Source organism: Parabacteroides sp. AF14-59 (assembly GCF_003479515.1).
GTDB classification, from domain to species: Bacteria; Bacteroidota; Bacteroidia; order Bacteroidales; family Tannerellaceae; genus Parabacteroides; species Parabacteroides faecis.
In genome coordinates this window covers 285,263-311,111 of the sequence record NZ_QUHH01000002.1, presented here as the reverse complement: position 1 = coordinate 311,111, position 25,849 = coordinate 285,263, and the positions used below count along the sequence as shown (strand labels likewise).

16 protein-coding genes and 1 pseudogene are annotated in these 25,849 nt (G+C 43.7%); 9 read left to right on the top strand and 8 right to left on the bottom strand.

What is annotated here, in order from left to right:
- Positions 1-31: 31 nt before the first annotated feature.
- The 4 genes from DWW23_RS03455 (at position 32) to DWW23_RS03440 (ending at position 5,682) form a co-directional block, all read left to right on the top strand.
- On the top strand, positions 32-1,849 hold the full coding sequence (locus DWW23_RS03455; protein ID WP_122351886.1) for a DUF4980 domain-containing protein: 1,818 nt from the start codon (positions 32-34) through the stop codon (positions 1,847-1,849).
- A 166-nt stretch (positions 1,850-2,015) separates the two neighbouring features.
- Positions 2,016-3,632 (top strand): DUF4980 domain-containing protein, encoded by a 1,617-nt coding sequence (locus DWW23_RS03450; RefSeq protein WP_370449237.1) that lies wholly within the window; start codon positions 2,016-2,018, stop codon positions 3,630-3,632.
- Between the two features lie 11 nt (positions 3,633-3,643).
- The gene (locus DWW23_RS03445; RefSeq protein ID WP_122351884.1) at positions 3,644-4,513 is read left to right on the top strand and encodes a carbohydrate kinase; all 870 of its coding nucleotides are present in this window, start codon (positions 3,644-3,646) and stop codon (positions 4,511-4,513) included.
- A gap of 2 nt (positions 4,514-4,515) precedes the next feature.
- On the top strand, positions 4,516-5,682 hold the full coding sequence (locus tag DWW23_RS03440) for an MFS transporter (protein ID WP_122351883.1): 1,167 nt from the start codon (positions 4,516-4,518) through the stop codon (positions 5,680-5,682).
- An 87-nt stretch (positions 5,683-5,769) separates the two neighbouring features.
- Here DWW23_RS03440 and DWW23_RS03435 read toward each other — a convergent pair whose 3' ends face one another.
- The 3 genes and pseudogenes from DWW23_RS03435 to DWW23_RS03425 form a co-directional block, all read right to left on the bottom strand.
- On the bottom strand, positions 5,770-6,624 hold the full coding sequence (locus DWW23_RS03435) for a hypothetical protein (RefSeq protein ID WP_147382586.1): 855 nt from the start codon (positions 6,622-6,624) through the stop codon (positions 5,770-5,772).
- 35 nt (positions 6,625-6,659) lie between these two features.
- Positions 6,660-8,405, bottom strand: a complete 1,746-nt coding sequence (locus tag DWW23_RS03430; RefSeq protein WP_122351881.1) for a RagB/SusD family nutrient uptake outer membrane protein — start codon at positions 8,403-8,405, stop codon at positions 6,660-6,662.
- Between the two features lie 18 nt (positions 8,406-8,423).
- Positions 8,424-11,411 (bottom strand): annotated as a pseudogene (locus tag DWW23_RS03425) (SusC/RagA family TonB-linked outer membrane protein); the annotation flags it as partial.
- A gap of 254 nt (positions 11,412-11,665) precedes the next feature.
- Between DWW23_RS03425 and DWW23_RS03420 the strand changes: the two are divergent.
- The 3 genes from DWW23_RS03420 (at position 11,666) to rsgA (ending at position 13,844) form a co-directional block, all read left to right on the top strand.
- Positions 11,666-11,899, top strand: coding sequence for a carboxypeptidase-like regulatory domain-containing protein (locus tag DWW23_RS03420; protein ID WP_122351879.1), 234 nt, complete (start codon positions 11,666-11,668; stop codon positions 11,897-11,899).
- A gap of 392 nt (positions 11,900-12,291) precedes the next feature.
- The gene (gene frr, locus DWW23_RS03415) at positions 12,292-12,855 is read left to right on the top strand and encodes a ribosome recycling factor (RefSeq protein ID WP_122351878.1); all 564 of its coding nucleotides are present in this window, start codon (positions 12,292-12,294) and stop codon (positions 12,853-12,855) included.
- Positions 12,856-12,911: 56 nt separating this feature from the next.
- Positions 12,912-13,844 carry a ribosome small subunit-dependent GTPase A gene (gene rsgA, locus DWW23_RS03410; protein WP_122351877.1) on the top strand — a complete coding sequence of 311 codons (933 nt, stop codon included), beginning with the start codon at positions 12,912-12,914 and terminating at the stop codon, positions 13,842-13,844.
- Here the strand turns inward: rsgA and dgt are convergent.
- The gene (dgt, locus tag DWW23_RS03405) at positions 13,841-15,166 is read right to left on the bottom strand and encodes a dGTP triphosphohydrolase (protein WP_122351876.1); all 1,326 of its coding nucleotides are present in this window, start codon (positions 15,164-15,166) and stop codon (positions 13,841-13,843) included. The genes rsgA and dgt overlap by 4 nt on opposite strands.
- 389 nt (positions 15,167-15,555) lie before the next feature.
- Between dgt and DWW23_RS03400 the strand changes: the two genes are divergently transcribed.
- On the top strand, positions 15,556-18,594 hold the full coding sequence (locus DWW23_RS03400) for a SusC/RagA family TonB-linked outer membrane protein (protein ID WP_122351875.1): 3,039 nt from the start codon (positions 15,556-15,558) through the stop codon (positions 18,592-18,594).
- Between the two features lie 12 nt (positions 18,595-18,606).
- Entirely contained in the window at positions 18,607-20,259 is a 1,653-nt protein-coding gene (locus DWW23_RS03395) for a SusD/RagB family nutrient-binding outer membrane lipoprotein (protein ID WP_122351874.1), read from the top strand.
- 85 nt (positions 20,260-20,344) lie between these two features.
- On the opposite strand, the gene DWW23_RS03390 is transcribed toward DWW23_RS03395, so the two are convergent.
- The 4 genes from DWW23_RS03390 to DWW23_RS03375 form a co-directional block, all read right to left on the bottom strand.
- On the bottom strand, positions 20,345-21,601 hold the full coding sequence (locus DWW23_RS03390) for a hypothetical protein (protein ID WP_122351873.1): 1,257 nt from the start codon (positions 21,599-21,601) through the stop codon (positions 20,345-20,347).
- 51 nt (positions 21,602-21,652) lie between these two features.
- A complete protein-coding gene (locus DWW23_RS03385; RefSeq protein ID WP_122351872.1) occupies positions 21,653-22,258 on the bottom strand; it encodes an L-threonylcarbamoyladenylate synthase in 606 nt (201 codons plus the stop codon).
- A 107-nt stretch (positions 22,259-22,365) separates the two neighbouring features.
- The gene (locus DWW23_RS03380) at positions 22,366-23,223 is read right to left on the bottom strand and encodes an enoyl-ACP reductase (protein ID WP_122351871.1); all 858 of its coding nucleotides are present in this window, start codon (positions 23,221-23,223) and stop codon (positions 22,366-22,368) included.
- A 159-nt stretch (positions 23,224-23,382) separates the two neighbouring features.
- Positions 23,383-25,848: a bifunctional UDP-N-acetylmuramoyl-tripeptide:D-alanyl-D-alanine ligase/alanine racemase gene (locus DWW23_RS03375; RefSeq protein ID WP_122351870.1), complete on the bottom strand. Its 2,466-nt coding sequence runs from the start codon at positions 25,846-25,848 to the stop codon at positions 23,383-23,385.
- Between the last annotated feature and the right edge of the window lies 1 nt (position 25,849).

Genomic DNA, 25,849 nt, shown 5'->3' with positions numbered 1-25,849 from the left:
GTAAGTAGAACATCAAAAGAATAAACGTACCATGAAAACACACGATCAGTATATATATAAACTAAAAACGGCATGTATGGGATTCTTATTGGGAATAGCATCCATAGTCAATGCGGCAGATACTTCGCTGACCATCCGGCATCTTGCCAATGAGCAGAATATCCTGTCGGTTAAGTCGGCGACAAGGTTTGTACTGCTTCCTGTTCAGGATAGTGCTCCGGAAGGAAAAGTGTATGTCGTAGTCGATAATCAGGGAGTGAAAGGAATGAATGTTCGTATGGCGAGAGAAAAGGTCGATTATTATGTGCCGCTGGACCTGACCGGGTTTGAAGGAAAGGACCTTGCGATCGACGTGCAGAATGTTCCTCAATCCTCTCTTTGTTGGAAAGAAATTAAATTATCCGATACGTTCGATCTGACAAATCGTGAGTCTTATCGTCCTGTCTATCACCATACACCGCCTTACGGGTGGATGAACGATCCGAACGGAATGTTTTATAAGGATGGCGTGTATCATTTGTATTATCAGTTCAATCCTTATGGTTCGACCTGGGGAAACATGCACTGGGGGCATTCCACCAGCACAGACCTGGTAAGCTGGAAACATGAAGATATAGCGCTGGCTCCTGACGCCTGGGGTTCTATATTCAGTGGTTCTTGCGTGGTAGACCATGATAATACGGCGGGTTTCGGAGCCGGTGCTGTTATTGCCATTTATACTTCCGCAAAGCCAACTCCCTGGGGAGATTGCCAGACACAGAGTCTTGCATACAGTCTGGATAACGGATATACATTTACCAAATATGCACATAATCCGGTATTGACATCCACGGAACGCGATTTTCGCGACCCGAAAGTGTTCTGGTATGCACCGGATAAGCATTGGGTGATGTTGTTGGCTGTAGGTCAGGAGATGGAAATTCATACTTCTGCCGATTTGAAAGAATGGAAGAAAGAAAGTACTTTCGGTGCAAAACAGGGGGCACATGGCGGAGTCTGGGAATGTCCGGATCTGGTGGAGCTTCCCGTTGAGGGGACCGGTCGGAAGAGATGGGTATTGATCTGCAACCTGAATCCTGGCGGACCTTTCGGGGGAAGTGCCGCCCAATATTTTGTCGGTTCTTTCGATGGTAAAACATTTGTAAACGAATCGCCGGCAGTGACGAAATGGCTGGACTGGGGAAAAGATAATTACGCGACTGTAACGTGGAGCGATGCTCCCCAGGAACGTTGCATAGCATTGGGGTGGATGAGTAACTGGCAGTATCAGGCTATACTTCCAACCAAACAGTATCGGGGAGAGAATACGATAGCACGTGATCTGACTTTGTACGATCAGGGAGGAGAGCTTTATTTGAAGTCGTCTCCGTCTCCTGAAATAAAGAAGATCCGTAAGGAAAAAGTATCGATGCATTCTTTTAACGTAAGCGACACTTATGATATCGCGGAATTACTTAAGGATAATTCCGGTACGTACGAACTGGAAATGACAATAAAGAATATAAGTGCCGGGAAAGTCAAATTCTGCCTCTCAAATGAAAAGGGGAACAAGGTGGACATGTATTACGATATGAAACGTAAACTGTTTGTGATGGACCGTAGTCTGAGTGGCAAAGTAGATTTCAGTAAAGAATTCCCGGCTGTAACTGTTGCACCGATTGCTGAAACGAAGGAGATACAGATACGTTTGTTTGTAGATAAGTCCAGTATAGAGGCCTTCGGTGAAGAGGGTAAGTTCGTTATGACTAATCTGGTATTTCCGGATGCTCCTTACAATCGTATCAGTTTCCAGTCTGAAGACGGTTCTTATAAAGTTTCCTCATTGAAGCTATATAAATTAACTCTTTAGAAGAAATAGTGCCTTGTTTTCAGTGTAAAGCGACGTTTGTAATAGTTTATGTGTGATTTGTTATCGTCTATTTTATAAGTATATCATACTTTTGCCATACACTTTGAGTATAATTTAATAACATGAAAACAGTATGAATTACGGTAAATTGTTAACTTTATTAGTTATGGCGTTTACTCTTTCGGGAAGTATGAACGCAGAAGATCTTACACTGAAAATTACGAAGAAATATCTGAATCTTCCGGTTTCTCATCAGAAAGAACGGGCTGTGATGACTTTGGCTGTAGATGGAAAGCCTGTCCGTTCTTTTGATATCCGACTGGCATCGGGAGAGCCGGATTACTGGGTGTTTTGTGATGTATCTTCTTTCAAGGGGAAGCAGATAAAAATATCTTACCGCGGAGATGCCGCCGGTATGGATAAGATCTATCAGGCAGATGAAATAGCCGGGCAGGATAGTCTTTATAAAGAGACGAATCGTCCGCAAATACATTATACTCAACGCCGGGGATGGAATAACGACCCGAACGGTTTGATTTATTATGAAGGCGAGTATCATCTGTTTTATCAACATAATCCTTATGAGCGCGACTGGGGAAATATGCATTGGGGGCATGCTGTAAGCAAAGACCTGATCCATTGGGAAGAGTTACCCATCGCTTTATTCCCGGACGAACATGGAACCATGTTTTCAGGATCGGCTGTGATCGATTATAAGAATACGGCTGGTTTCAATAAAGGCAATATTCCGGCGATGGTTGCTGTTTATACTGCCGATAGTCCGGAAAAACAGGTGCAATGTATTGCATATAGCCTGGATAAAGGGAGGACCTGGACGAAATATGACGGAAATCCGGTTGTCGATTCCAAAGCAAAGTGGAATAGTCATGATACCCGGGATCCGAAAGTCTTTTGGTATGAACCGACCGGTAAATGGGTGATGGTACTGAATGAACGGGACGGACATTCCATTTATAATTCGGACGATCTGAAGCATTGGACTTTTGAGAGCCATATCACCGGTTTTTGGGAATGTCCCGAATTATTCGAGTTACCGGTCGATGGAGTTACCGGTAATAAGAAATGGGTGATGTACGGAGCTTCCGGCACTTATATGATCGGCTCATTTGATGGCAGGACTTTCGTGCCGGAATCGGGTAAACATTATTATTCAACCGGAACGATCTATGCTGCCCAGACATTTACCAATATTCCTTCCGGCGACGGACGCAGGATACAGATTGGCTGGGGACGGATTTCTCATCCGGGAATGCCGTTTAACGGAACCATGTTGTTGCCTACGGTTTTATCTCTGCGGACGACAAAGGATGGCATTCGTTTATTCAGTGAGCCGATAAAGGAATTGGAGACCCTTCAAATAGCGAAAGGACAGTGGAAAGATCTGTCGGCAGAAAAAGCCGGAGAGTTATTGCAACTTTACAATCATACCGGCAGTCTTCGTATTCGTACGACTTTGTCTTTGTCACATGCCACCAATGCCGGATTGAGCCTGTATGGACAGAATCTGTTGGATTATGATATGAATTTTAATAAAGTGAACGGAGTCTTTTATTCTCCGGAAGATATGACCAGCATGGAGATTTCCGTTGATATTATTCTGGACAGGACTTCCGTAGAGGTGTTTGTGGACGGAGGTGCCTATTCCTATTCGATGGAAAGAAGGGCTGATCCGAGTAATAAAGACGGTTTCCGTTTCTGGGGGAATAATATACAGGTGAAGAACCTGGAAGTTTATGAACTTCAGTCTATTTGGAATAAATAAAATATAAAATCATGGAAAAGAATAAACCTGTAGTAGTCGGTATCGGTGAATTGCTTTGGGATGTTTTGCCCACCGGAAAAAGAGCCGGAGGAGCCCCGATCAACTTTGTCTATCATGCCACGCAGATGGGAGCGGAGGGATATGCGATCAGTGCTGTCGGGAATGATCTGTCCGGTACGGAAATTGTTCAGGAGTTGGAAAAGAACCATATCTCCAACAGCCTGGGAATCGTGGAATATCCGACCGGAAGTGTGATGGTCGAATTGAAAGAAGGCATTCCGACCTATACGATCATTGAAGGTGTAGCCTGGGATCATATTCCTCTGACTCAGGAATCGATCGATCTGGTAAAGAAAGCAGATGCCATTTGTTTCGGTACATTGGCTTTGCGTTCACAGGCATCCAAAGACACTATTTTATCTTTGTTGACGTATGCCCGTGAAGAAGCTCTGCGCTTTTTCGATATCAATATCCGTCAGTCGTACTATTCGAAAGAACTGATAGAAACATTGCTCCACAAAGCGAATGTATTTAAAGTAAATGATGAAGAACTGGTTTTACTTCGTGGCATGTGTGATTTGGAGGGCTCGGATGAAGAGGTCTGCCGCAAGATGCTGCGGAAATATAATCTGAAATATGTCATTCTGACGGCAGGCAGTGCATTCAGTTCTATCTATTCGACGGATGAGCAGTCTACTATCCCGACACCTAAAGTTGAGGTGGTCGATACGGTCGGTGCCGGTGACTCCTTCTCCGGTGCGTTTGTTTACTCCCTGTTAACCGGGAAATCCTTGCGTGAAGCTCATCAGATCGCTGTAGAAACGGCCGCATTTGTTTGTACCCGGGAAGGCGCATGGCCTCCTTATCCTAATAAAGACTGATCATGAAAGAAAAAGGACTCTATATAAAGTTGATCCCGATCATGCTGGCGTTCTTCGCTATGGGATTTGTGGACTTGGTGGGTATTGCCTCTAATTATGTAAAGGCAGACCTCGGGTTGACCGATTCGGAAGCTAATATCTTCCCTTCTCTGGTTTTCTTCTGGTTTCTTATTTTCTCCGTTCCGACAGGAATGCTGATGAACCGTATCGGGCGGAAAAAGACTGTATTATTAAGCCTGGTTGTCACTTTCTTTTCTTTACTTCTGCCTATTTTTGGCGATGGTTATACGCTGATGCTTATTTCCTTTTCGCTGCTGGGTATCGGTAATGCATTGATGCAGACTTCACTTAACCCATTGCTGTCAAATGTGATACGAGGAGATAAACTGGCCAGTAGCCTTACTTTCGGTCAGTTTGTAAAGGCAATCGCCTCTTTCCTTGCACCGTATATCGCTATGTGGGGGGCAACGGCAGCAATTCCTTCGTTCGGTCTTGGATGGCGTGTGTTATTCCCGGTCTATATGGTCATTGCGGTCATCGCTATCCTGTTGCTGGGAGCAACGCAGATAGAAGAAGAGAAACCGGAAGGGAAACCTTCTACATTCAGCGAATGTTTTGCCTTGTTGGGTAAGCCCTTCATCTTATTATGCTTTATCGGGATCATGTGTCATGTCGGTATCGATGTCGGTACGAACACGACAGCACCGAAGATATTGATGGAACGTCTCGGAATGGGACTTCATGATGCTTCGTTCGCAACCAGTCTTTATTTTATCTTCCGTACGGCCGGTTGTTTCCTCGGAGCAATTATCCTGAGTCGTATGTCGGCAAAGCTGTTTTTCGGGATCAGTGTGATGATGATGGCTGCGGCTATGGTCGGACTATCCATTTTCCAGAGTAAAGATATCATATATATATGTATTGGATTGATCGGATTAGGGAACTCCAATGTATTTTCGATCATCTTCTCTCAGGCTATCCAATCGATGCCGCAACGGAAGAATGAAATATCCGGCTTGATGATTATGGGATTGTTCGGAGGAACAATTTTCCCTCTGTTCATGGGGCTTCTTTCGGATGCGATGGCTTCCCAATTGGGTGCTGTGATCGTGTTGAGTATAGGTGTATTGTATTTGATATTCCTTTGCCCGAAATTGAAATCGGCCTGATGGACCTGTAAGATTCATACAAATAAAATTAGTGCCGGATCATACGATTGCATGGTCCGGCACTGAACTCAAAACTACTTCGCTATATTATTCCCAGCTAATATCCAGGGCATTATATCCTTTGGTCTCATCACTGTTAAAGTTGTAATGATACAAGCGTCCTTTCTTTGTCTTTAGATTCAGGTAAGTATAACTTGCTCCTAAATACAGGTAGAACGAGTTGATGGAAATCTCAGATCCGGTAGGGTAGCATGGGATAGGGATTTTTTCCGTATCATTATTATAGAAATACCAGGTTGTTGCACTCGATTGATAGCCACCTGCCGGTGTGATAACATTCGTGGTGGCATCTAATGTAAATATAAAATCAGTACCGGAATTCAGATAGTTGGTGATCTTATATTTGTTCGTACCTTCCATTTGCAGGATATCTTGTTTGAATGCCGGGAAGATGGAACCGAATTTGAACGTTGCCTCTTTGATGGCAACTTCCCAACTGGCAACTAATACCGAACCTGTGAATTTGCTGGCTCCGTCGAGTATTGCATAGGGATCTGCATATTCGCTGCCGTCTATCTCGAGGCGGTAAGAATAGGGAGTTGCTGTTGCAGCATTCGGAAAACTGATCTTGATAGTTGAAATGCTTTGACCGGCAGTAAATTCTACTTTTGTCGGAATGGAGAGCACTTCGTCCTGGCTAAGTATTTTAATGGGTACGGATGCGGCAGATGCGGTTTGTTCGCGCCCTATTTTCAACGTGATGGCATATTCTTCCGAGGCATCGATTACTTTAGATGCTTCGTTCGTACTCAGGAAATAAACCTGCATGCAGTTCGGAGATGTTTGCGGACCGGGTTCGTAAGAATCATCGTCGCTGCATCCTGTGAAACCGAATCCAATCAGACCGGTCAACAGATATATAATGTTTTTAATTGTTTTCATAAGATTATTCATTTGCTGATTTGAGAATAGACGGATTATTCAGACCAGAGTTTGATCGCCATGGTTGGGTCCGGATTATTGATGACACTGTCGTTGATCCTGTTTTCCGTTTCTGTGATATAGATATTAAGCCATGGGGCAACATATCCAAGAATGGAATTGAAACGTTGTGAAGCGACATGATTAGTTCCTTTGTATCCGCGGACTATTTGCATTTCCAAGCGTTTGTAGTCAAAATAGATAATACCTTCTCCCCAGAATTCGATGCGTTTCTGTACTATTAACTTATCCATAAACTCTTCTATTCCGGCTAATTGCCCGCATTCATACGAACCGTCTGTGTAGCGATATTGGTTCATAAAACTTTCCAGTGCAGATACCCCGGCTTCCATACCTTGTGTAAATGCCAGTGCTTCAGCTTCGATGAAATACATTTCTTCAATTCGCATGACCGGAATGTCTGTTGCTGCCCCGATTTTGTAGGTATCCATTTCTCCTGAACCCGGACGGAATTTGAAACCTGTGTATGCCGGTGTTTTTGCCCAGTTCTCATCGCTTAATAATGTGTGATATTTGGCCGACGGAGCTTTTCCGGCATCTTCAGGGGCGATCCAGGTTACTTTTCGCCAGTCACCGTCGGGAATCTGGTCGAAAAGGCTTTTACTGATCATCCTGTATGTGTTGTACTTATAGTTAGCCACACCGAATGTTGTTTCCGGCGATATGTTACCGATAAAATTCTTGTAATTTGAGTTTATGGAGTTGGTACCGATAATGATGCCCAACATCCACGACATTTGCGAATCACTTTTATTAAAACCTGAAGTCGTGTTATGCCATTGATCTTCCGTCAATGGCGAATAGGCTCCGGAGTTGATCGCTTTTCGTGCGTATTCCAGTGCTTTGGCATAGCATCCTTCAGCAGATGTTACTCCCAGAGGGACCAGATCCTGGAGCTCGGCATCGCTTTCATGAGACATTTGCGTCGATAGGTCATCCGGATAAAGCCGGAAACGTGTTGCAATCTCCAGCCAGGTACGTGCTTTCAATCCGTAGACAACTGTCAGGTCCGGAGTGTTCCTGGCTTTGCGTGTAAAACCGGCCAGATATTCTTCAGCTTTGTCGAGGTCATTCAGAATAAAACGGTACATCTTGTAGAAAGGAGCACGCGGGTTGTTTTTGGCTTCTTCTTCAGATATATTTTCCGTTATGATAGGAACTGTAAGGCCGTAAATCTTATCGGTAGCGGCTTTACTGTCCAGGCTTGATACTCCTGTGTGTTTATATTCGAACATACAGGATAACTCCAGATATGCCAGCGCCCGGTAAGCCAGAGAGCTGCCCAGATATTGTTTTGCCGCTTCAGTCGCTTCTTCCGGGTCGACTGTACGGATGGTACTGTGGGCATTGTTGATTAATCGGTAATAAAAATACCAGATAATCTGTTGATATGTATAATTTCCCAGGTAATTCGTACTGCCCCACGGGTTATTAAAATAATCGTATCCTGTTTTACTGACCGGGAAATCGTTACACATAACATCCCGCGAGGTCATAATGGCTGGATAGCCGTAATCTGTAGCTCCGGCACTGGTACTGTTCAGAATATTATATGCATTCATATGGGCTGCTGTCGCGTTTGCTAGTGCTTCCAGTGCCGTGGTCGACTTTGCTACTTGTTCCGTTGAAGCGACATCTGTCGGGAATGTCTCTTCAATACAGCTGCTTAATAAAGTGGCTGCTGTACAAAAAGCGATTGTTTTTATAGATATTTTTTTCATCTTTACTTCGTTTTCAAATTAGAACTGGACATTTATGCCTCCTGAAATACTCCGGACAGGCGAGTAGGATAATCCGGACGGGTTACCTTCGAAATTGCTACGCGGGTCGAAACCTTTTCGTTTTGACCAGTAGAAGAGGTTGTCGCCGGCTACATAGACACGTACCTTGTTAAGGTATAAAGTTTTAACCAGTTTAGTGGGGAACGTATATCCCAGATTGACATTTTGTAAAGTTAGCCAACTGGCATCTGTTAACCAACGGTCGGAGGAACTCGTCGTATTGGTGTCTGCATATTGCCAACGTGGTATATTGGATGTCTGGTAGTCTTCCGACCAGGCGTTCAGGATATCTTTGTGGATATTTGATCCTGTTGAACCGGCAATAGGCGAACCCATCAGGGATGCATAGTCCTTGTCATAGAATTTCCCTCCGATAGAGTAAGAGAAGGATACGCCCAGGTCGATTCCTTTAAATGACAGATTGGTCCCGAAACCTCCGTACAGGTCGGGGAGGGCCGTTCCGCATAAATGGTAGTCAGCATCGCTGTACACCGTTGTTTTTTGCTCGTTTCCCTCTTTGTCGGTATAATACCACATCTGTTGCCCTTCTTCGGATACTCCGGCATATCTTTTTAGACGCCAGCTATACATAGGAAGGCCTTCTCCATAAAATTGGTTACTGCTGGGATAACCTTTATATCCGTCTAATTCGGTCCCTTTTCTGTCTTCGGCCAGATAGGTGATCTTGTTTTTATAATGGGTCAGGTTCAGATTGACCGACCAATTCAGATCTTTCGTCCGTATGGGGGTGACAGTCAGGTCCAGTTCGAGCCCTTTATTGGTCATATCGCCGATATTGTCGTAATATCCGCTGTATCCCATCGAGAGGGGAGTACCTAGCCAGCATAACATATCAGTCGTTTTGCGGTAAAAATAATCGATACTTCCGTTCAGCCGTCCCTGGAATAATTCGAATTCGAGTCCTGTATTGAAGTTCCCGTTTGTTTCCCAGGTTATCTCTTTATTCCCTTTTGTTTTGAATACGAGTGAGATCGATCCGTCTGAGTCCTGGATATCATAGGTATCCGTATATCTGTTATAACCTATGTCGTCATTTCCTTGTGAGCCGTATGATACTTTATATTTCAGCATGTCGATCCAGTTTTGTTTGAACCAGTCTTCTTTGTTGATAATCCATGCACCGCCGACCGACCAGAAGTTTCCCCAGCGGTGATCCGGATGGAAACGTGAGGAAGCATCCCGGCGATAAGAGCCGGAGATAAAATATTTTTCCTTGAAGTCGTATTGTCCGCGTAAGAAATAACCTTCTGTATTGTAATCTTCCGATTTAGAATTGGTATCGTTCAGAGTAATTGCTCCGGCCAGTTCCTGGTTGTCAAAATAAGAATACATATTTGTTTTACTTCCCCATACATATGCATAATTGTATTTGAAGTTTTCATGTCCGATCAAAGCAGAAATGCTATGATCGCCAATTTTCTTATTATAATTTAATAATTGCTGGAAGTTGACTGTCGTAGTGCGATAATGGTACGTATAGACATATCCACCCTGTCCGGCATAATAGCCATAGAAGGGTTGTGTAGTCGATGTTTTTCGTCGTTCATAATCAGAAACACCCAGATTAAGTGTGAATTTGAAATCGTTCAGGAATGAGATATCCATGAAACCGCTTGCATTAATGGAATTCCCGTTTGTTTTATTTGTGTTTAACCGGTCTGTCTGTAACGGGTTGGTGTTGGGGAGCACGGAACGTTCCAAACCTGCATTATTGCCTTTTCCGTAATCATATTCATTGCCGTTTTCATCCTGCAGGATATTCCCCTGGCCATCACGGACGTAGAGAGGGTAGATCGGAGCGATTGTAGTGACGTGCCCGAATAAATTCGTAGAACTCAAGTCGCTGGGGTCTACACCGGAAATTCCGTTTGTTATACTGTGTGTGTAACTGACATTTCCACCGGCTTTTAACCATTTCTTTGCCTGGTAGGCGGCTTTTAAACGACCGGAATAACGTTCGTAGTCGGCGTTGTAGACAACGCCTTCATTCTTAAGATAACCTAACGACAGGTAGAACTGGAGTTTCTCCGTGCCTCCGTTTATGTTTAGATTATATTCCTGGCGCAGGGAGGAGCGGTAGGCTTCTTTCTGCCAGTCGTCGGGCGTTAATAAGTAATCTTGTCCGTTATAGTTAACGATGTTGCCTAAAGTTGCGTTAGGGTTCAGACGTCCGTTTTCTCCGATCAGGTATTGTCCGTCCGGTACATTATATATCATATATCCCAATCCGCCGTTGGCAGAAGATTGCGGAATCATTTCGTTTGCGTGTTTATGTGCATCATAAACGCTTTGGCCTTGTCCACGTTGATAATAATTGTAAAGGGCCAGATAATGTTGTTCGTAATATTGTCCGGGGTCGGTAATATAATCATACAGTTTGGCGGCATGTGTATTAACCCCCCATTTGGCATCCAATGTGACAACCGCGTCGCCGGCTTTTGCTTTTTTTGTTGTGATCATGATCACACCATTAGCTCCACGGGCACCGTACAGGGCATTTGATGCGGCATCTTTCAGGACGGTCAGTGATTCTACGTCTGACGGGTTGATATTGTTCCAACCGCCATCATAGGGTATTCCGTCCAGGATAATTAGCGGGTCTTTGCCTGCGTTGATCGAGCTAAGACCACGAATACGGATTTCGGGAGTTGCATCAGGGGCTCCTGACGCATTTATCATTTGTACACCAGCCACTTTGCCGTTCAATGCGTCTACAACGTTCGTCACCTGCCGGGTACTTATGTTTTCTGCTTTTACAACACCGGCAGAACCGGTAAAAGCAGCTTTCTTTTGTTCTCCGAAGGCAACGACAAGCACTTCACCCATTTGTTGGACATCCGTCTTTAATACTATTTTCAAATTCGGTTTAATCGCTGTCTCTTCAGGTTGCATACCTAAAAATGAGACGACCAGAGTCTGTGCAGAACTTGGTACATTTTAATTTAACACCCTGATTATATCTCATATATAACTTGTTTTTTATAGCATCAAAAAATAGAGCTATACCAACAGGGTAGAAAATAAGAGATGGTAAGTAAAACACATCATAAAACATCATTTTGTAAATTTAAATTTGTTTTTTGATAAAATTTATTATATTTGCATATATAAAGAGGTCACACTAGTAATTCCTTGAAAAACAAATCAGGAAACAGTATATTAAACTATAATTATCCATTATGAAAAAGAAGCTTATATTATTGTTAGGAAGCCTTTTAGCTAGTATCACTCTGGCTCTTGCGCAAAAAATCACAGTAAACGGTACTGTATTCTCGGAAGAAGACAGCGAGCCCATCCAGGGAGCAACCGTATTGATAAAAGGAACGAATATAGGAACAATCACCGATGCAGACGGAAAATTCATTTTATCAAATGTACCAAGTTCTGCACAGACTAATTCAAATAGTTTTTAAATAAAAACTCTATATTTTAATGTTGTTTTTCTCAAATATATATGCTTCCTTTGGGATAACTTACCATCTGTATCCTATTTTGACATAAGTTTACTGTGGTGTTTTGTCAACTTATTTCAGGACAGGACATCCTTTACTTTTTAGCGGCTGATAATTGTGAACCATACGGTTGATGATTGTCAGCCAAGCGGTCGATAATTATCAGCCAAGCGACTGACGGTTATCAACCGCTGATTAGTCGCCGTAGTAATTGGAATTAGTATGCATGGTAATTCAAAAAACATGGTAGGAAACCTGAAAAGATACCGAATCATTTTGTTCTTGTTTGTCAGGTTCAAAAACTTTACTACTTTTGTTTATCGAAAAAACAGAAAACAAAATATCAATCAGTTATGGCAGATATCAAGCAGTATGTAAAGTCAGCAGAAGAGAAAATGTCGTTCGCAATCGATTATCTTGACGAACAGTTAGCTCATATCCGTGCCGGAAAGGCTAATCCGAAGATTCTTGACGGAGTGAAGGTCCCTTATTATGGAGGTCTTGTTCCTCTGACAAATGTGGCTTCGGTTACTACTCCGGATGCAAAAACGATTATTATCACTCCCTGGGAAAAGCCGCTTATCAAAGAGATTGAGAAAGCGATCATGAATTCTGAAATAGGTATCACTCCGGAAAATAACGGTGAAGTGATCCGTTTGGGTATTCCTCCGTTGACGGAAGAACGTCGTCGTAATTTGGCAAAACAATCCAAACAGGAAGCTGAAACGGCAAAGATCAGTATCCGTAATGCACGTCGCGATGCTATCGAATCGATAAAGAAAAGTGTGAAAGCCGACGGAACTCCTGAAGACGTGGCAAAAGATACGGAAGCGGAAGTTCAGAAGATACATGATAAGTTTATCAAAAAGGTAGATGACCTCTACGCTGCTAAAGAAAAAGAAATAATGACAGTTTAACTTGTAGGGGCGAAACATTTTTCGCCCTTCTTTTTTTATAAGATAATAAATAGAAAATGAAAGGACTGGTAATAAAGAATACAGGTAGCTGGTATACCGTACGTACCGATGACGGACGTGATGTGGAAAGTAAAGTAAAAGGAAATTTCCGTTTGAAAGAGATCCGCAGCACGAATCCTGTCTCTGTCGGTGACCGGGTTGATATCAATATCAATAATGAAGGAACTGCCTTTATTACCGAGATCGAAGACCGGAAGAATTATATTATCCGCCGGGCCTCCAATCTATCCAAACAGTCGCATATTATTGCTGCCAACCTGGATCAGGCTATGCTGATCGTGACTGTTAATTATCCTGTCACTACCACGGTTTTTATCGATCGTTTTCTGGCTACGGCAGAGGCTTACCGTGTGCCGGTCAAATTGGTTTTCAATAAGATCGATCGTTACAAAGGCGAGGATAAAGAATATCTGGATGCTTTGATCAATTTATATACGACGATCGGTTATCCTTGTTCCACTCTCTGTGCCAAGACGGAAGAAGGACTCGATGCGCTCAGAGATGATTTAAGAGATAAGATAACGCTTTTATCAGGACATTCGGGAGTCGGTAAATCGACTATAATCAATAAACTGGTTCCGGGTGTGAATCTTCGGACAGGCGATATTTCCGAATATCATAATAAAGGAATGCATACCACCACCTTTTCTGAAATGATCCCGTTGCCGGAAGGCGGCTACCTGATCGATACTCCGGGAATCAAAGGATTTGGAACGATCGAAATGGAAACAGCAGAGATTTCCCACTATTTCCCCGAAATATTCAAGTTTTCCGAAGATTGCAAATTCAGTAATTGCTCCCATCGGCACGAACCGGGTTGTGCAGTGTTGCAAGCACTTGAAGAACATTATATCAGCGAATCCCGTTATAAGAGTTACCTCAGTATCCTGGAGGATAAAGAGGAAAGTAAATATCGGGAAGACTATTAAACAGCCGGCAGGCTCATGCCTGTGATCTTACGGTAAAGGTCGAGTGCATATACATCGGTCATACCTGAAATATAATCGAGTACACATTGTATTTTCCCATAAGTTGTTGGTGCGTTTGTGTCGTATTGCTCCGGAATACGTTGCAGTAATAGCTTACTATATGCATGACTTTGGTTCATCACCGCTTCTGTCAGGCTGTCGATCAGATGACTGAAAATATGGTAACCCGCCAGTTCTATGTCCAGAACTTCTTTTGCACGGTAAATCTTTTTGTAAGCCGTTTTAGAACAAGCCGCATACGCTTCTTTGGCCTGTTCGCCGATCTGCTCTATTAGCGGGGCATTATAAGTTCCGTCAAGTATACCTTGTTCATTTTCCAGGAAAACGCGTGAACATTCATCTACCAGAAGGCCGATAATGCAAGAGCGGAGATAAGCGATCTGTTCGTTTGTGTCGTCCACCATTTTCATGACACGGGTGATATGATCCAGCCGTTCTCCTTCAAAGAAGTTTAGTAGCAGTTGGATAGCCTCTTCGGTTGTCAAGATATGAAGCTTGCATGCATCTTCTATATCCATGATCTGGTAACAGATATCGTCGGCGGCTTCAACCAGATAAACCAATGGGTAACGGACGAATTTGTTGTCATCTTCCGGATTGCGATTTATGCCGAGTTCTGTAGCGATACGCATATACGTCTCTTCTTCAGACTGGAAAAAGCCGAATTTCCCTTTTTTGCCTGAATAGACTGATGCATAAGGATATTTGACGATAGAAGCTAATGTGCTGTATGTTAAAGCAAACCCGCCTTTTCGTCTTCCGATGAATTGATGGGTAAGCAAGCGTATCGCATTGGCGTTCCCTTCAAAATGAAGAAAATCTTCCCAGCGTCCTCCGGCTGATCGGATCTCACTTTCCAGATAACTGCCGTTCCCTTCCAGGAAATAAGCGGAGATAGCCCTTTCTCCGGAATGCCCGAAGGGGGGATTTCCCATATCGTGTGCCAGGCAGGCAGCAGAAACAATAGAACCTATTTCCGGAAAATTGATACTTCCGTCGGGATACTTCTGCATCAATCCTTTGGATACATTATTACCTAATGAACGGCCTACACAGGATACTTCAAGGCTGTGTGTCAAACGGTTGTGTACGAAAATGCTTCCCGGTAAAGGGAACACCTGCGTTTTGTTCTGTAATCTGCGGAAAGGGGAGGAGAAAATTAAACGGTCATAATCCCGCTGGAAGTCGGTACGTTCGTGTTTACGTTCGTGATACTCTTCCATTCCAAAGCGTTTACCTGATAATAATTGGGTCCAGTCCATAGTTCAAATTAATAATGTAGTTCTACAAAGGTAATTAAAAAGTGGATATGGTTTTAGTATTTAGCGGAGACTTTGTTTTAAAAAGGATAAGTCCTACAAGAACTCATGTACATAGATTACAAATGTAATTTAATTATTTTATTAATACACTACATAAAGGATGGAAGCTTTATCTTAAAAAGTAAATATTAGCCATATTTAACCTTTTAAACATTAATATTTACATTTGCAACACCAGAAACCCTACCATTTACCTTCTATTTAACATAGTTCTTGTAGAACTATGTATGAATCTAAAGTTAATTGGATACGACTATTAACAATTTAACTCGTTTTAAAAAGCGCATTATGAAAAATTATTTATTGTCAAACCTAAACAATCTGTCTGTATGAGAAAGAGCTTTGTTATGTTGGTACTATTCTGCATCGGGATATGTACGAATGTGCTTTGGGCACAAGGAAAAGTAAGCGGTGTTGTAATGGACAAAGAACTGAATGAGCCTCTCGCTGGTGTTAATGTTCTACAAAAGGGTACGACTATCGGTACTGTAACTGATTTTGATGGTAAGTATTCACTGGATGTGGATGGTAACGCAATTTTAGTCTTTTCTTATTTAAGTATGAAAACAATAGAGGAACCGGTTAACGGACGTTCCGTTATCAATGTCTCTATGGTTTCAGATTCGGAGCAATTGGGCGAAGTTGTCGTAACAGCCATGGGTATCAAGCGTGAGTCGAAGACACTCTCGTATGCTGCCCAGACAGTTGGAGGCAAAGACCTGAACGAAATCAAGAATGTAAACATGATCAACTCTTTGCAGGGAAAGAGTGCCGGTCTGCAGATCACTCCGAACTCGACTGGTGCCGGTGGTGCATCCAAGATCCTGTTCCGTGGTAACAAATCTATTAATGGTAGCAACCAACCGCTGATCGTTGTGGATGGTGTTCCTTTGATGATGAATGTGTCAGACTCTCAGGTGAACAGTAACTATGGTGGAGGTCGTGACGGTGGTGATGCCATGTCTACGATCAACCCGGATGATATTGCTCAGATAACATTGTTGAAAGGTGCATCTGCTGCCGCTTTGTATGGTGCTGTTGCTGCCAACGGTGCGATCATGATCACAACAAAGTCGGCTTCGTCCGGTAAAGTCTCGATCGACGTATCCAGTAATACGACAGTAGAAACTATTTCTTCGTTACCCAAATTCCAGAATTCCTATGGAATGAGTGATGAAGGTACATTCAGCTGGGGCAGTAAATTGGCTAGTGCAGCTCCTAACTATGCAAAAGAATTCTATCAGACAGGTTTCACTACCAACAACTCTATTTCTTTGAGTGGTGGTAATGAACATATCTCTTCTTATTTTTCTTATGCAAATGTCGCTTCTAACGGTGTTACACCGAAGAATACCTATATGAGTCATAACTTATTGGCTAAAGTGGGTTTCAATTTGTGGAAGAAAGTTCATGTCGATGTAAGTGCACGTTATAATAATCAGGATATTAAGAACCAGGCTGCCGCCGGTTTCCTTAATAATCCGGTCACAGGTGCTTATCTGTTCCCGAGAGGAGAAGACTGGGATAACTATAAAAACAATTATGAAGTTTATAAACCCTCTTTGAACGCAAGTGTTCAGAACTGGACAAATACGGCTCAGGAACAATTCTCCAATCCTTACTGGATGGTGAATCGCCAGAAACCGACATCAAACCGTAACCGTTATGAATTTGGCGGTAGCGTGAAGTATGATATCATGGAAGGGCTTTCTGTTACCGGTCGTTTACGTTATGAACGAGGTGATGAAAAATGGATCTATAATGAGTATGCATCCAGTACTGGTGGTCGTAACCAGATGGGTACAATGAAAGATTCCCGTATCTTCAGTGAACAGATGTATGGCGATTTCCTGGCTAGTTACAACAAGACCTGGGAAGAAACTTATACTTTGTCGGTAACTGCTGGTAGCAGTTTCACGAAAACGACCGGTTCAAGTGTGGATCTGATCGGATGGGGTGATTCTAAGTTCGCAGTAGTCGACGGTAAGCCGACAGGTAGCGCTTATTATCCGAATATCTTCTCACCGGCAAACTATTACCGGATGAGCACAACGGAATCATTGAAAGAAAAACGTTTGAATTCAGTATTTGCAACTGCTCAGTTCGGTTATAAAGAAGGTCTGTTCCTGGATGTAACTGCCCGTAACGACTGGTCTTCTGCTTTGGCATATACAGATGGCGTTTCATTCTTCTATCCGTCGGTAGGTGCCAGTGCTTTGCTGGATAAGTTTATCGATTTCGGTAAGAATGTGAACATGTTCAAACTTCGTGCATCTTACTCTATGGTAGGTAACGACGTTCCTGTCTTTATGACCAATCTGCGTTATGAACTGGCTGATCAGGGTTCTCTTACTCCTCCTGAAAATGCTCCGTTCAAGACATTGAAACCGGAAAAGACCAATTCTTTGGAAGTTGGTTTCGACGGTACATTCTTCCAGAACCGTCTGGATGTAAACCTGACTTACTATAAGACCAATACAAAGAACCAGTTCTTCTCAATCTCTGCTCCCTGGGAAACAGGTCTGAGAAACCGTTATGTAAATGCCGGTAATGTAGAGAACCAGGGTTTTGAAATCGGTTTAGGATGGCACAATCAGTTTACCGATCATTTCAGCTGGAGCACAAACTTCAACTTCGCTTATAACCAGAATAAGATCATAGAACTGGTGGATGAACTGCCTGACGGTCTGACATTGGCCGATTATGGTGGTGCGAAAGTGATCCTGAAAGAAGGCGGTCATTATGGTGACTTGTTCGTACGCCAGATCAAAAGAGACGATAACGGTAAACCTCTTGTTTCTGAAAGCGGTGCACCTCAGCTGGGCGGTGATGGTATCGAAGACCTGAAATATGTCGGCGATATGAATGCGAAGGTAAATATGGGTTGGACCAATACATTCCATTATAAAGATTTTACTTTATCATTCCTGATCGATGCAAAGGTCGGTGGTAAAGTGATGTCGACAACAGAAGCTACTTTGGACGGTTGGGGCGTTTCAGAACGTTCCGGTGCTGCCCGCGATGCAGGTAAGGTCGTATTTGAAGGCGTTTCATTCGATCCTCAGCAGTTCTATTCTGTAGTAGGTGCAACGAACTTCAACTCACAATATGCAAATGAACTGTATGTTTATGACGCAACAAATGTCCGTTTGCGTGAATTGTCTATCGGATATACATTCCGTAATCTCTTTGGTATCGGCAAGAATCTGAATGCATCGATCATTGGCCGTAACCTCTTCTTCTTCTACAAAGACGCTCCGATGGATCCGGATGTATCAGCCGGTACAGGAAACGGCTGGCAGGGAATCGATATGTTCGCTTTGCCGTCTTCACGTAGCGTTGGTCTTAACTTGAAATTAAACTTTTAATCTTGATTATCTATGAAATTAAATATATTATTCAAATATGCAGCCGCATTGGGCTTGACTATTGCCTGCGGTACGATGGTTGTAGGCTGTACTGATAATTTTGAAGAACTGAATACGAATAAGTATGAAGTGGATCCGGATAACATGCCGTTTGAAGCTCAGTTTATAGAACCGATCACTTATGTGTATGCTCCGCAGCAGAATATGTTCCAGTTCTGGACAAATCTGAGTGTGGACTTGTTTGGCGGTTATTTCATGACTCCTCACAACTTTGGTGGTAACGGTAATGTTGATTATAATTTGAATCGTGGTTTTTGTGGTGGTATGTATGAAAACTTTTATCTGCATATCTTCAACAATACCCGTCGTTTGATCAATGCCTGTGAAGAAAAGGGCATTAAGGATTATGCTGCCGTTATGCGTGTTGTTCAGGTTTACGGCATGCTGATGATGACCGATGCTTATGGTCCTATCGCTTACCAGTCTGTTCTGGATGGAAATGATGTAGCCTTTGCTTATGACACTCAGGAAAGTGTTTACAACAGTATGTTTACTCTGTTGGATGAGGCTATTGAAGGATTTAAGAACGGCAATTCAGCAGTATCGGATATGCAACAGTTTGATTACTGGTGTAAAGGTGACCGCAGCTTGTGGGTAAAGGTTGCCAATCAGTTCAAATTGCGTATTGCTATGCGTATTGTCAAAGCCAATCCGACTTTGGCAAAACAGAAGGCGGAAGAAGCTGTAGCAGGGGGTGTATTGACCTCTGCCGATAAAGATATCCTGATCGACCAGGGTTTGAGTAATGAGTTGACCCGTATGTTCGAATGGGGTGACTGCGGTATTAATGCAAACCTGGTAACTATTATGGAAGGTTATAAAGATCCGCGTATTGCTCTGTATATTACGAAGAATAGCAGTGATATCAAAAGCGGAGATAATGTGATTGTTGCCGAAGGAACCAAATATCTAGGTATCCGTGGTGGTTGTAATCTGCCGAATAAACCTAACCAGTGGGGCAACTTCTCCAGTGTAGTATGTTCTTATTCAACTCCGTTCCCGGTAATGAAAGTTGCCGAATCTTATTTCCTGCGTGCAGAAGGTGCTTTGCGTGGCTGGAGTATGGGCGGCAATGCAAAGGATTTGTATGAAGAAGGTATCCGTCTCTCTATCAAGAATGAATTGAAGTATAAAGGCGTTTATGCCGGTGTCACTTCCATTACTGACGAAGAAATCGATGCATACATTAATGGAACGTCTATTCAGGCTGACTTTGTCGATCCGGTTGACGCTAAGAATAGCATTAAGGCTATGAATACTGTTCCGGTGAAATGGAATGACGGAGCAAGCAATGAAGAAAAGTTGCAACGTATCATTACACAGAAATGGATTGCCAACTTCCCGTTGTCAACAGAAGCCTGGGCTGAATATCGTCGTACGGGTTATCCTAAATTGTTCCCTAACCGTGTGAACAGCAGTAACGGGACAATCGATACGGATGAACAGATTCGCCGTTTGATCTATTCGAATATTGAGATCAATACCAATAATATCGAATTGCAGAAAGGTATCGAACTGCTCAACCAGGAAGCAAGTTCGAGCTTCAAAGGGGATATCGGTGGTACTCGCGTTTGGTGGGATAAAGCAAACGTTGGAAACTTCTAGTTCACGGATATTCATTGAATAAAATAAGAAAGGCTTCCGGCTCTGTCAGAGTGGGAAGCCTTTCTCCTTTTATATAGCTCTTATTTTATCGGGTAGAGTCTGGTATATCGGAGGCCCAGATGGCTTTGATCGTTTCCTCCTGATTGTAACCTGCCGGGCAAGCCTTGCTACGTGTATTGGCCCTGTAGGTGTTTTGCGTTTCATTCGGACAACAGATACCTCTTAGGCCAGGCATTTCGATATGTCCGTTCGGATCGGTCTGTTTGATCCACTGCCAGGCATATCTGAGCCAGTCATTCCGGTAGGATTCCGGTTGTTTGGCATACCAGGATATCTCGTCCCAACCCCATGGAAAGTAAGAAGTCGTATCGGCAGTATTGACCGGCTCTTCATGGCCGTAGTTGTCTATCTCCACCAGATACGGGAGCGATTCGCATTCCCAACCGCTGGGTGTTTTGCATCCCTGGCTTTTCCCGTAAATACCGTCCAGATGGTTGACGCGTAATTCCGCTCGTTGTGCTTCACCCTCTTTTATATTTTCAGGAATGGCACAGATACGCATGGGAAATGAATTGAAGTCGATCAAGCTTTTACCGTCTTTCAACATGCCTCCTTTAGGTGTATGGGCATCGAGAAGAACCCAATGGCGGCGGGCGTGGCTGGCGGCATAATCGCGGATATGGCCGATTACGTCTGCCCAGTGTTTCCGTTGAGGATCATGCATGCCAATCAGTTCGATCTGTCCCAGGTGGAAGGCTTCACAGCCGATGTTGATGAATGAACAGGCCAGGTATTGAAACCATAACTGTGTTTCGGTACGGCTGATATCCGGTACGCTTCCTCCTTTGTGCCAGTGATCTACATATTTACCTTCCTGGCTCAACATGTCTTTATAAGAGAAGTTACGCTTTTCCGGTTGTAGACCGTATGATTGGAATACCCAGTCGGGAATAGGTATTGTGTTGACATCTTCGGAAATGGCTTCGAACAGGCAAGCCTGAAAGATGATATCCGGGTCGTAAGCATGTAATTCCTGTATGATCGATTGGGCTTTCGTCCAAAAGCCCGGATCGTTGAGAATATGTTCGTTTTCCCAACGGAAGATGGCACGGCCGATGAACTTGGCTCCGGTGTTTTTGATCATGCGGATATCATCTGTATAAAGATCCGGATTGTTTTTACCCGGTACCAATACACAGGAGAGCGTGATGGAACGGTCCAGATAGTTTTCCAGTACTTCCCGGTCTATCCCGTTCCGGTCAAAATGATAAGCCTTATGCTGGGCATTTATGCAAAGAGGGAATAAGGCTAACAAAAAGAAAAGTTTGCAGATCTGTTTCATATGTTTCCTGATTATTTTCAAATATAAAGAATAATCAGGAAATGCAGAAAACTATTCTAATATTCCTTTACCCTGACGTATAATTTCGAAATCGTCTGTCGTGCAGTCTACTACCGTCGAGGCTTCAAAACCACCGTAACCCCCGTCGATCACGATATCTACCGTATTCTCATACTTTTCGTAGATCAGTTCGGGATCGGTGGAATACTCGATCATATCGTCGTCGTCATGTACGGACATGGTCAGTATCGGGTTTCCCAACTCTTTGACCAACGTACGGATGATATTATTGTCCGGTACACGGATGCCGACTTCTTTCCTGTTCTTATATATTTTCGGCAACTCGCTGCTTGTCGGAAGAATAAAAGTGAAAGGACCGGGCAAGTGTTTTTTCATCAGCTTGAAAGCTGAATTGCTTACTTTGGCATATTCACTCAGATTGGAAAGATCATAACAGATGATGGAAAGGTTACTCTTTTGCGGGTTGATCCCTTTCATTTGGCATATCTTTTCAACGGCACGGACATTCAGTGCGTCACAGCCGATCGCATATACCGTATCGGTCGGATAAATGACCAGACCTCCGTCACGGAGAACACCGATCACTTTGTCTATTTCCCTGGGATTGGGGTTTTCAGGGTAAATCTTTATTAGCATAGTTTTTTCAGTTGATAGTTGACAAGTGACAGTTGACAGTTAAAACAAGAAAATTAATCGGCTGAAAGCCACATATCTGTCAACTGTCATCTGTCAACTTTTACGGCTTAGCCGTAAATTATGTTGCCGTTCTCGTCGGTAAATTCTTCTAATCCTTTGCTATACTGGTTCATGGCTCGAAGGCTCATGCCCATGCTTGAGAAGCCACCGTCGTGGTATAGGTTCTGCATCGTTACCTTACGGGTAAGGTCGGAGAACATCATTACGCAATAATCTGCGCATTCTTCTGCCGTTGCATTTCCCAGCGGACTCATCTTGTCGGAGAAGTCCAGCAGATGTTCCATGCCTTTTACTCCGCTACCGGCGGTTGTCATGGTCGGTGACTGGGAGATGGTGTTGATACGCACTCCCTTTTCGCGTCCATAAATATAGCCGAAGCTGCGTGCAATCGATTCCAGCAAGCTCTTGGCATCCGCCATGTCGTTATAACCGAAGAAAGTACGCTGTGCTGCCACATACGATAAAGCAAGTACGGAACCGCCCTGAGAGATAGCATCCTGCTTTTTAGCTACCTGAAGCATCTTATGGAAAGAGACAGCGGAGATATCCAGTGTCTTATCCAACATATCGTAATCCAGGTCATCATATGTACGTTTCTTGCGCACGTTCGGGCTCATGCCGATTGAGTGCAATACGAAATCTATTTTTCCTCCCAGTATTTCTACTGATCTGGAGAATACCGTTTCCAAATCTTTTACGTTTGTAGCGTCTGCCGGCAGAACTTCAGCATTCAGCTTCTTAGCCAGGGCATCGACTTCGCCCATACGTACTGCAACCGGTGTATTACTCAATGTAATGGTTGCACCTTCTTCTACAGCCTTTTCTGCCACTTTCCAGGCAATAGACATTTCATTCAGCGCGCCGAAGATAATGCCTCTTTTACCTTTCAATAAATTATGACTCATACCTTTATTTAATTTATTTACGGCACAAAAGTACACAATTTGTGCAAGATAAACAATTTATGTCCGGCTTTGCTGTATAACTAATGAGTGAAATGATTATAAAACGATAAACCCGGATACAAAATCTGTATCCGGGTTTATCGTTTTATGTTCAGAACGTTATTCTCTGTAATATACCCTTTTTACCCGTGGAGACACTGACGTCAGAATCTCGTAAGGTATTGTTTTTAACTTGTCGGAAAGTTCACTGACCGGTAACTCTTCTCCGAAGACAATCACCGGATCGCCTTCCTGGGCATTTGTATCGGTGACGTCGATCATGCAGGCATCCATACAGATGTTTCCGACGATCGGGCAACGTTTCCCATTAATGAACACCTCGCCTCCCCGGTTACTGAAATGGCGGTCCAGCCCATCGGCATAACCGATCGGGATGATGGCAATGCGCGAATCGCGATCAACATAGGTCCGGCGACTGTAACCGATAGAATCGCCTGCCGGTACTTGTTGTATCTGAAGGATAGTGGTGCGCAGGGTACTGACGTTGCGTAACCCTTTCATGCCTGAAGCACTGACTCCGTATAAGCCGATTCCCAGGCGGACCATATCCATCTGATAGTCCGTAAAACGTTCGATCCCGGCTGAGTTCAGGATATGTTTGATAACCTTATATTCCAAGCCGTTCTCCAGTTCGGCGGCAGCCAGGGTAAATGTATCCAGTTGTTTCTTTGTGAAGTCATCGAAGACAGACGAATCGCTGCCCACCAGATGGGAGAAGACAGAACGTGCCGTAACGCCACTTTGTTCTTTCAATCGTTCGCAGATGGCAGGGACGTCGCCCGGCTGGAATCCCAAACGGTGCATTCCCGTATCTATCTTGATGTGGATCGGGTAGGAGGTAATGCCCCGGCGTTCCGTTTCCTTGATCATGGCATCCAACAGGCGGAAACTGTATATCTCCGGCTCCAGATTGTTTTCAAATAATACATTGAAGCTGCTGAACTCCGGATTCATAACGATGATGGGGATCGAAATACCTTCTTTCCGAAGTTCCGCCCCTTCATCGGCTACCGCAACGGCAAGGTAATCGCAACGATGCTCCTGTAATGTCTTGGCCAATTCGTATGAACCGGCACCGTATCCGAATGCTTTTACCATGCAGACCATTTTGGTTTCCGGTCTCAGCTTCGAACGATAATAGTTGAAATTGTGTACAACGGCATCCAGATTTACCTCAAGTATCGTTTCGTGTACTTTCTTTTCCAATAATTCGGAGATACGTTCGAAATGGAAATGGCGCGAACCTTTTATCAGTATCAGTTCGTCCCTGAAATTCTTGAAGGTCGGTGATTTAAGGAAATCATCCGTACTCAGGTAGAATTCCTTTTCTATATCGAATGCGTTGCCATATTCTTTCAGATCCCGTCCGATGCCGATAATGCGGTCTATGTTTTTACGCCGTACCAGGTCGGCCACCTTTTTATAAAGCGATTTAGGCAGAGTGCCCGATTGCAGGATATCGGAAAGGATCAGTGTACACTTGAGGCTCTTATCCACATGACGGCTCTGCTGGAAGTCGAGGGCGATGTCCAGCGAGTTGATATCCGAATTATATGTGTCGTTGATCAGTATGCAGTTGTTGATACCCTGCTTAACGTCCAGGCGCATGGCGACAGGTTCCAGCTGTGTAAATTTATGAGCGTCATTTACACTGGTAGGCTTTAAGTAAAGCATTACCGCCAGGCAGTGGATGACATTCTCGATGGAAGCGTCGTCGATGAAAGGAATGACATATTTCTGAGTCAGTCCGAGCAACGTGCAGCGGATGATCGTTTCCGATTCTTTTTTCTCGATCGTTTCGATATAAAGCGGTGCTTCCGAATCTGTCCGACTCCAGGCTATTGCCTTGTGCGAAAGGCAGGCCGATTCGATGCAGTTGGAGATGAAAGCGTCGTCACCGTCATATATGATTGCTTCGCAGTCGTTGAACAGCGTCAGCTTTTCCAGGCATTTCTGGGTAGTAGAAATGAAATTTTCCTGATGCGCCTCTCCTATATTAGTAATGACACCGATGGTTGGGGCAATGATCGGACGAAGGTTTTCCATCTCGTCCGGCTGTGAAATACCCGCTTCAAAGATACCCAGCGTATTCTTGTCGCTCATCTGCCAGACAGACAGCGGCACACCCAGCTGCGAGTTGTAGCTGCGCGGCGAACGGACAATATTGAATTCCTTATGCAACAGCTGATAAAGAAACTCCTTTACGATCGTCTTTCCGTTACTTCCTGTAATACCTATTACGGGGATATTAAACCGCTTCCGGTGATAGATCGCCAGCTTTTGAAGTGCTTTCAACGTGTCCTTGACCACCAGGAAGTTCGCTTCCTGGAGAGATTCGAACTCCGGAAGAAGTTCACTCACTACAAAATTGCGGACGCGCAGTTTATAGAGCTCTTTTATATATCTGTGTCCGTCGTTGGTCTTTGTCTTTAGGGCAAAGAAGAGACTTTGTTCCGGAAAAGAAAGCCGGCGACTGTCAGTCAGCAAGATACTAATGGTACTATCTTGTAGGTTTCTTGCTTTGGCACCAATAACTCCTACTATTTCTTTTATCGAGTATTCCATT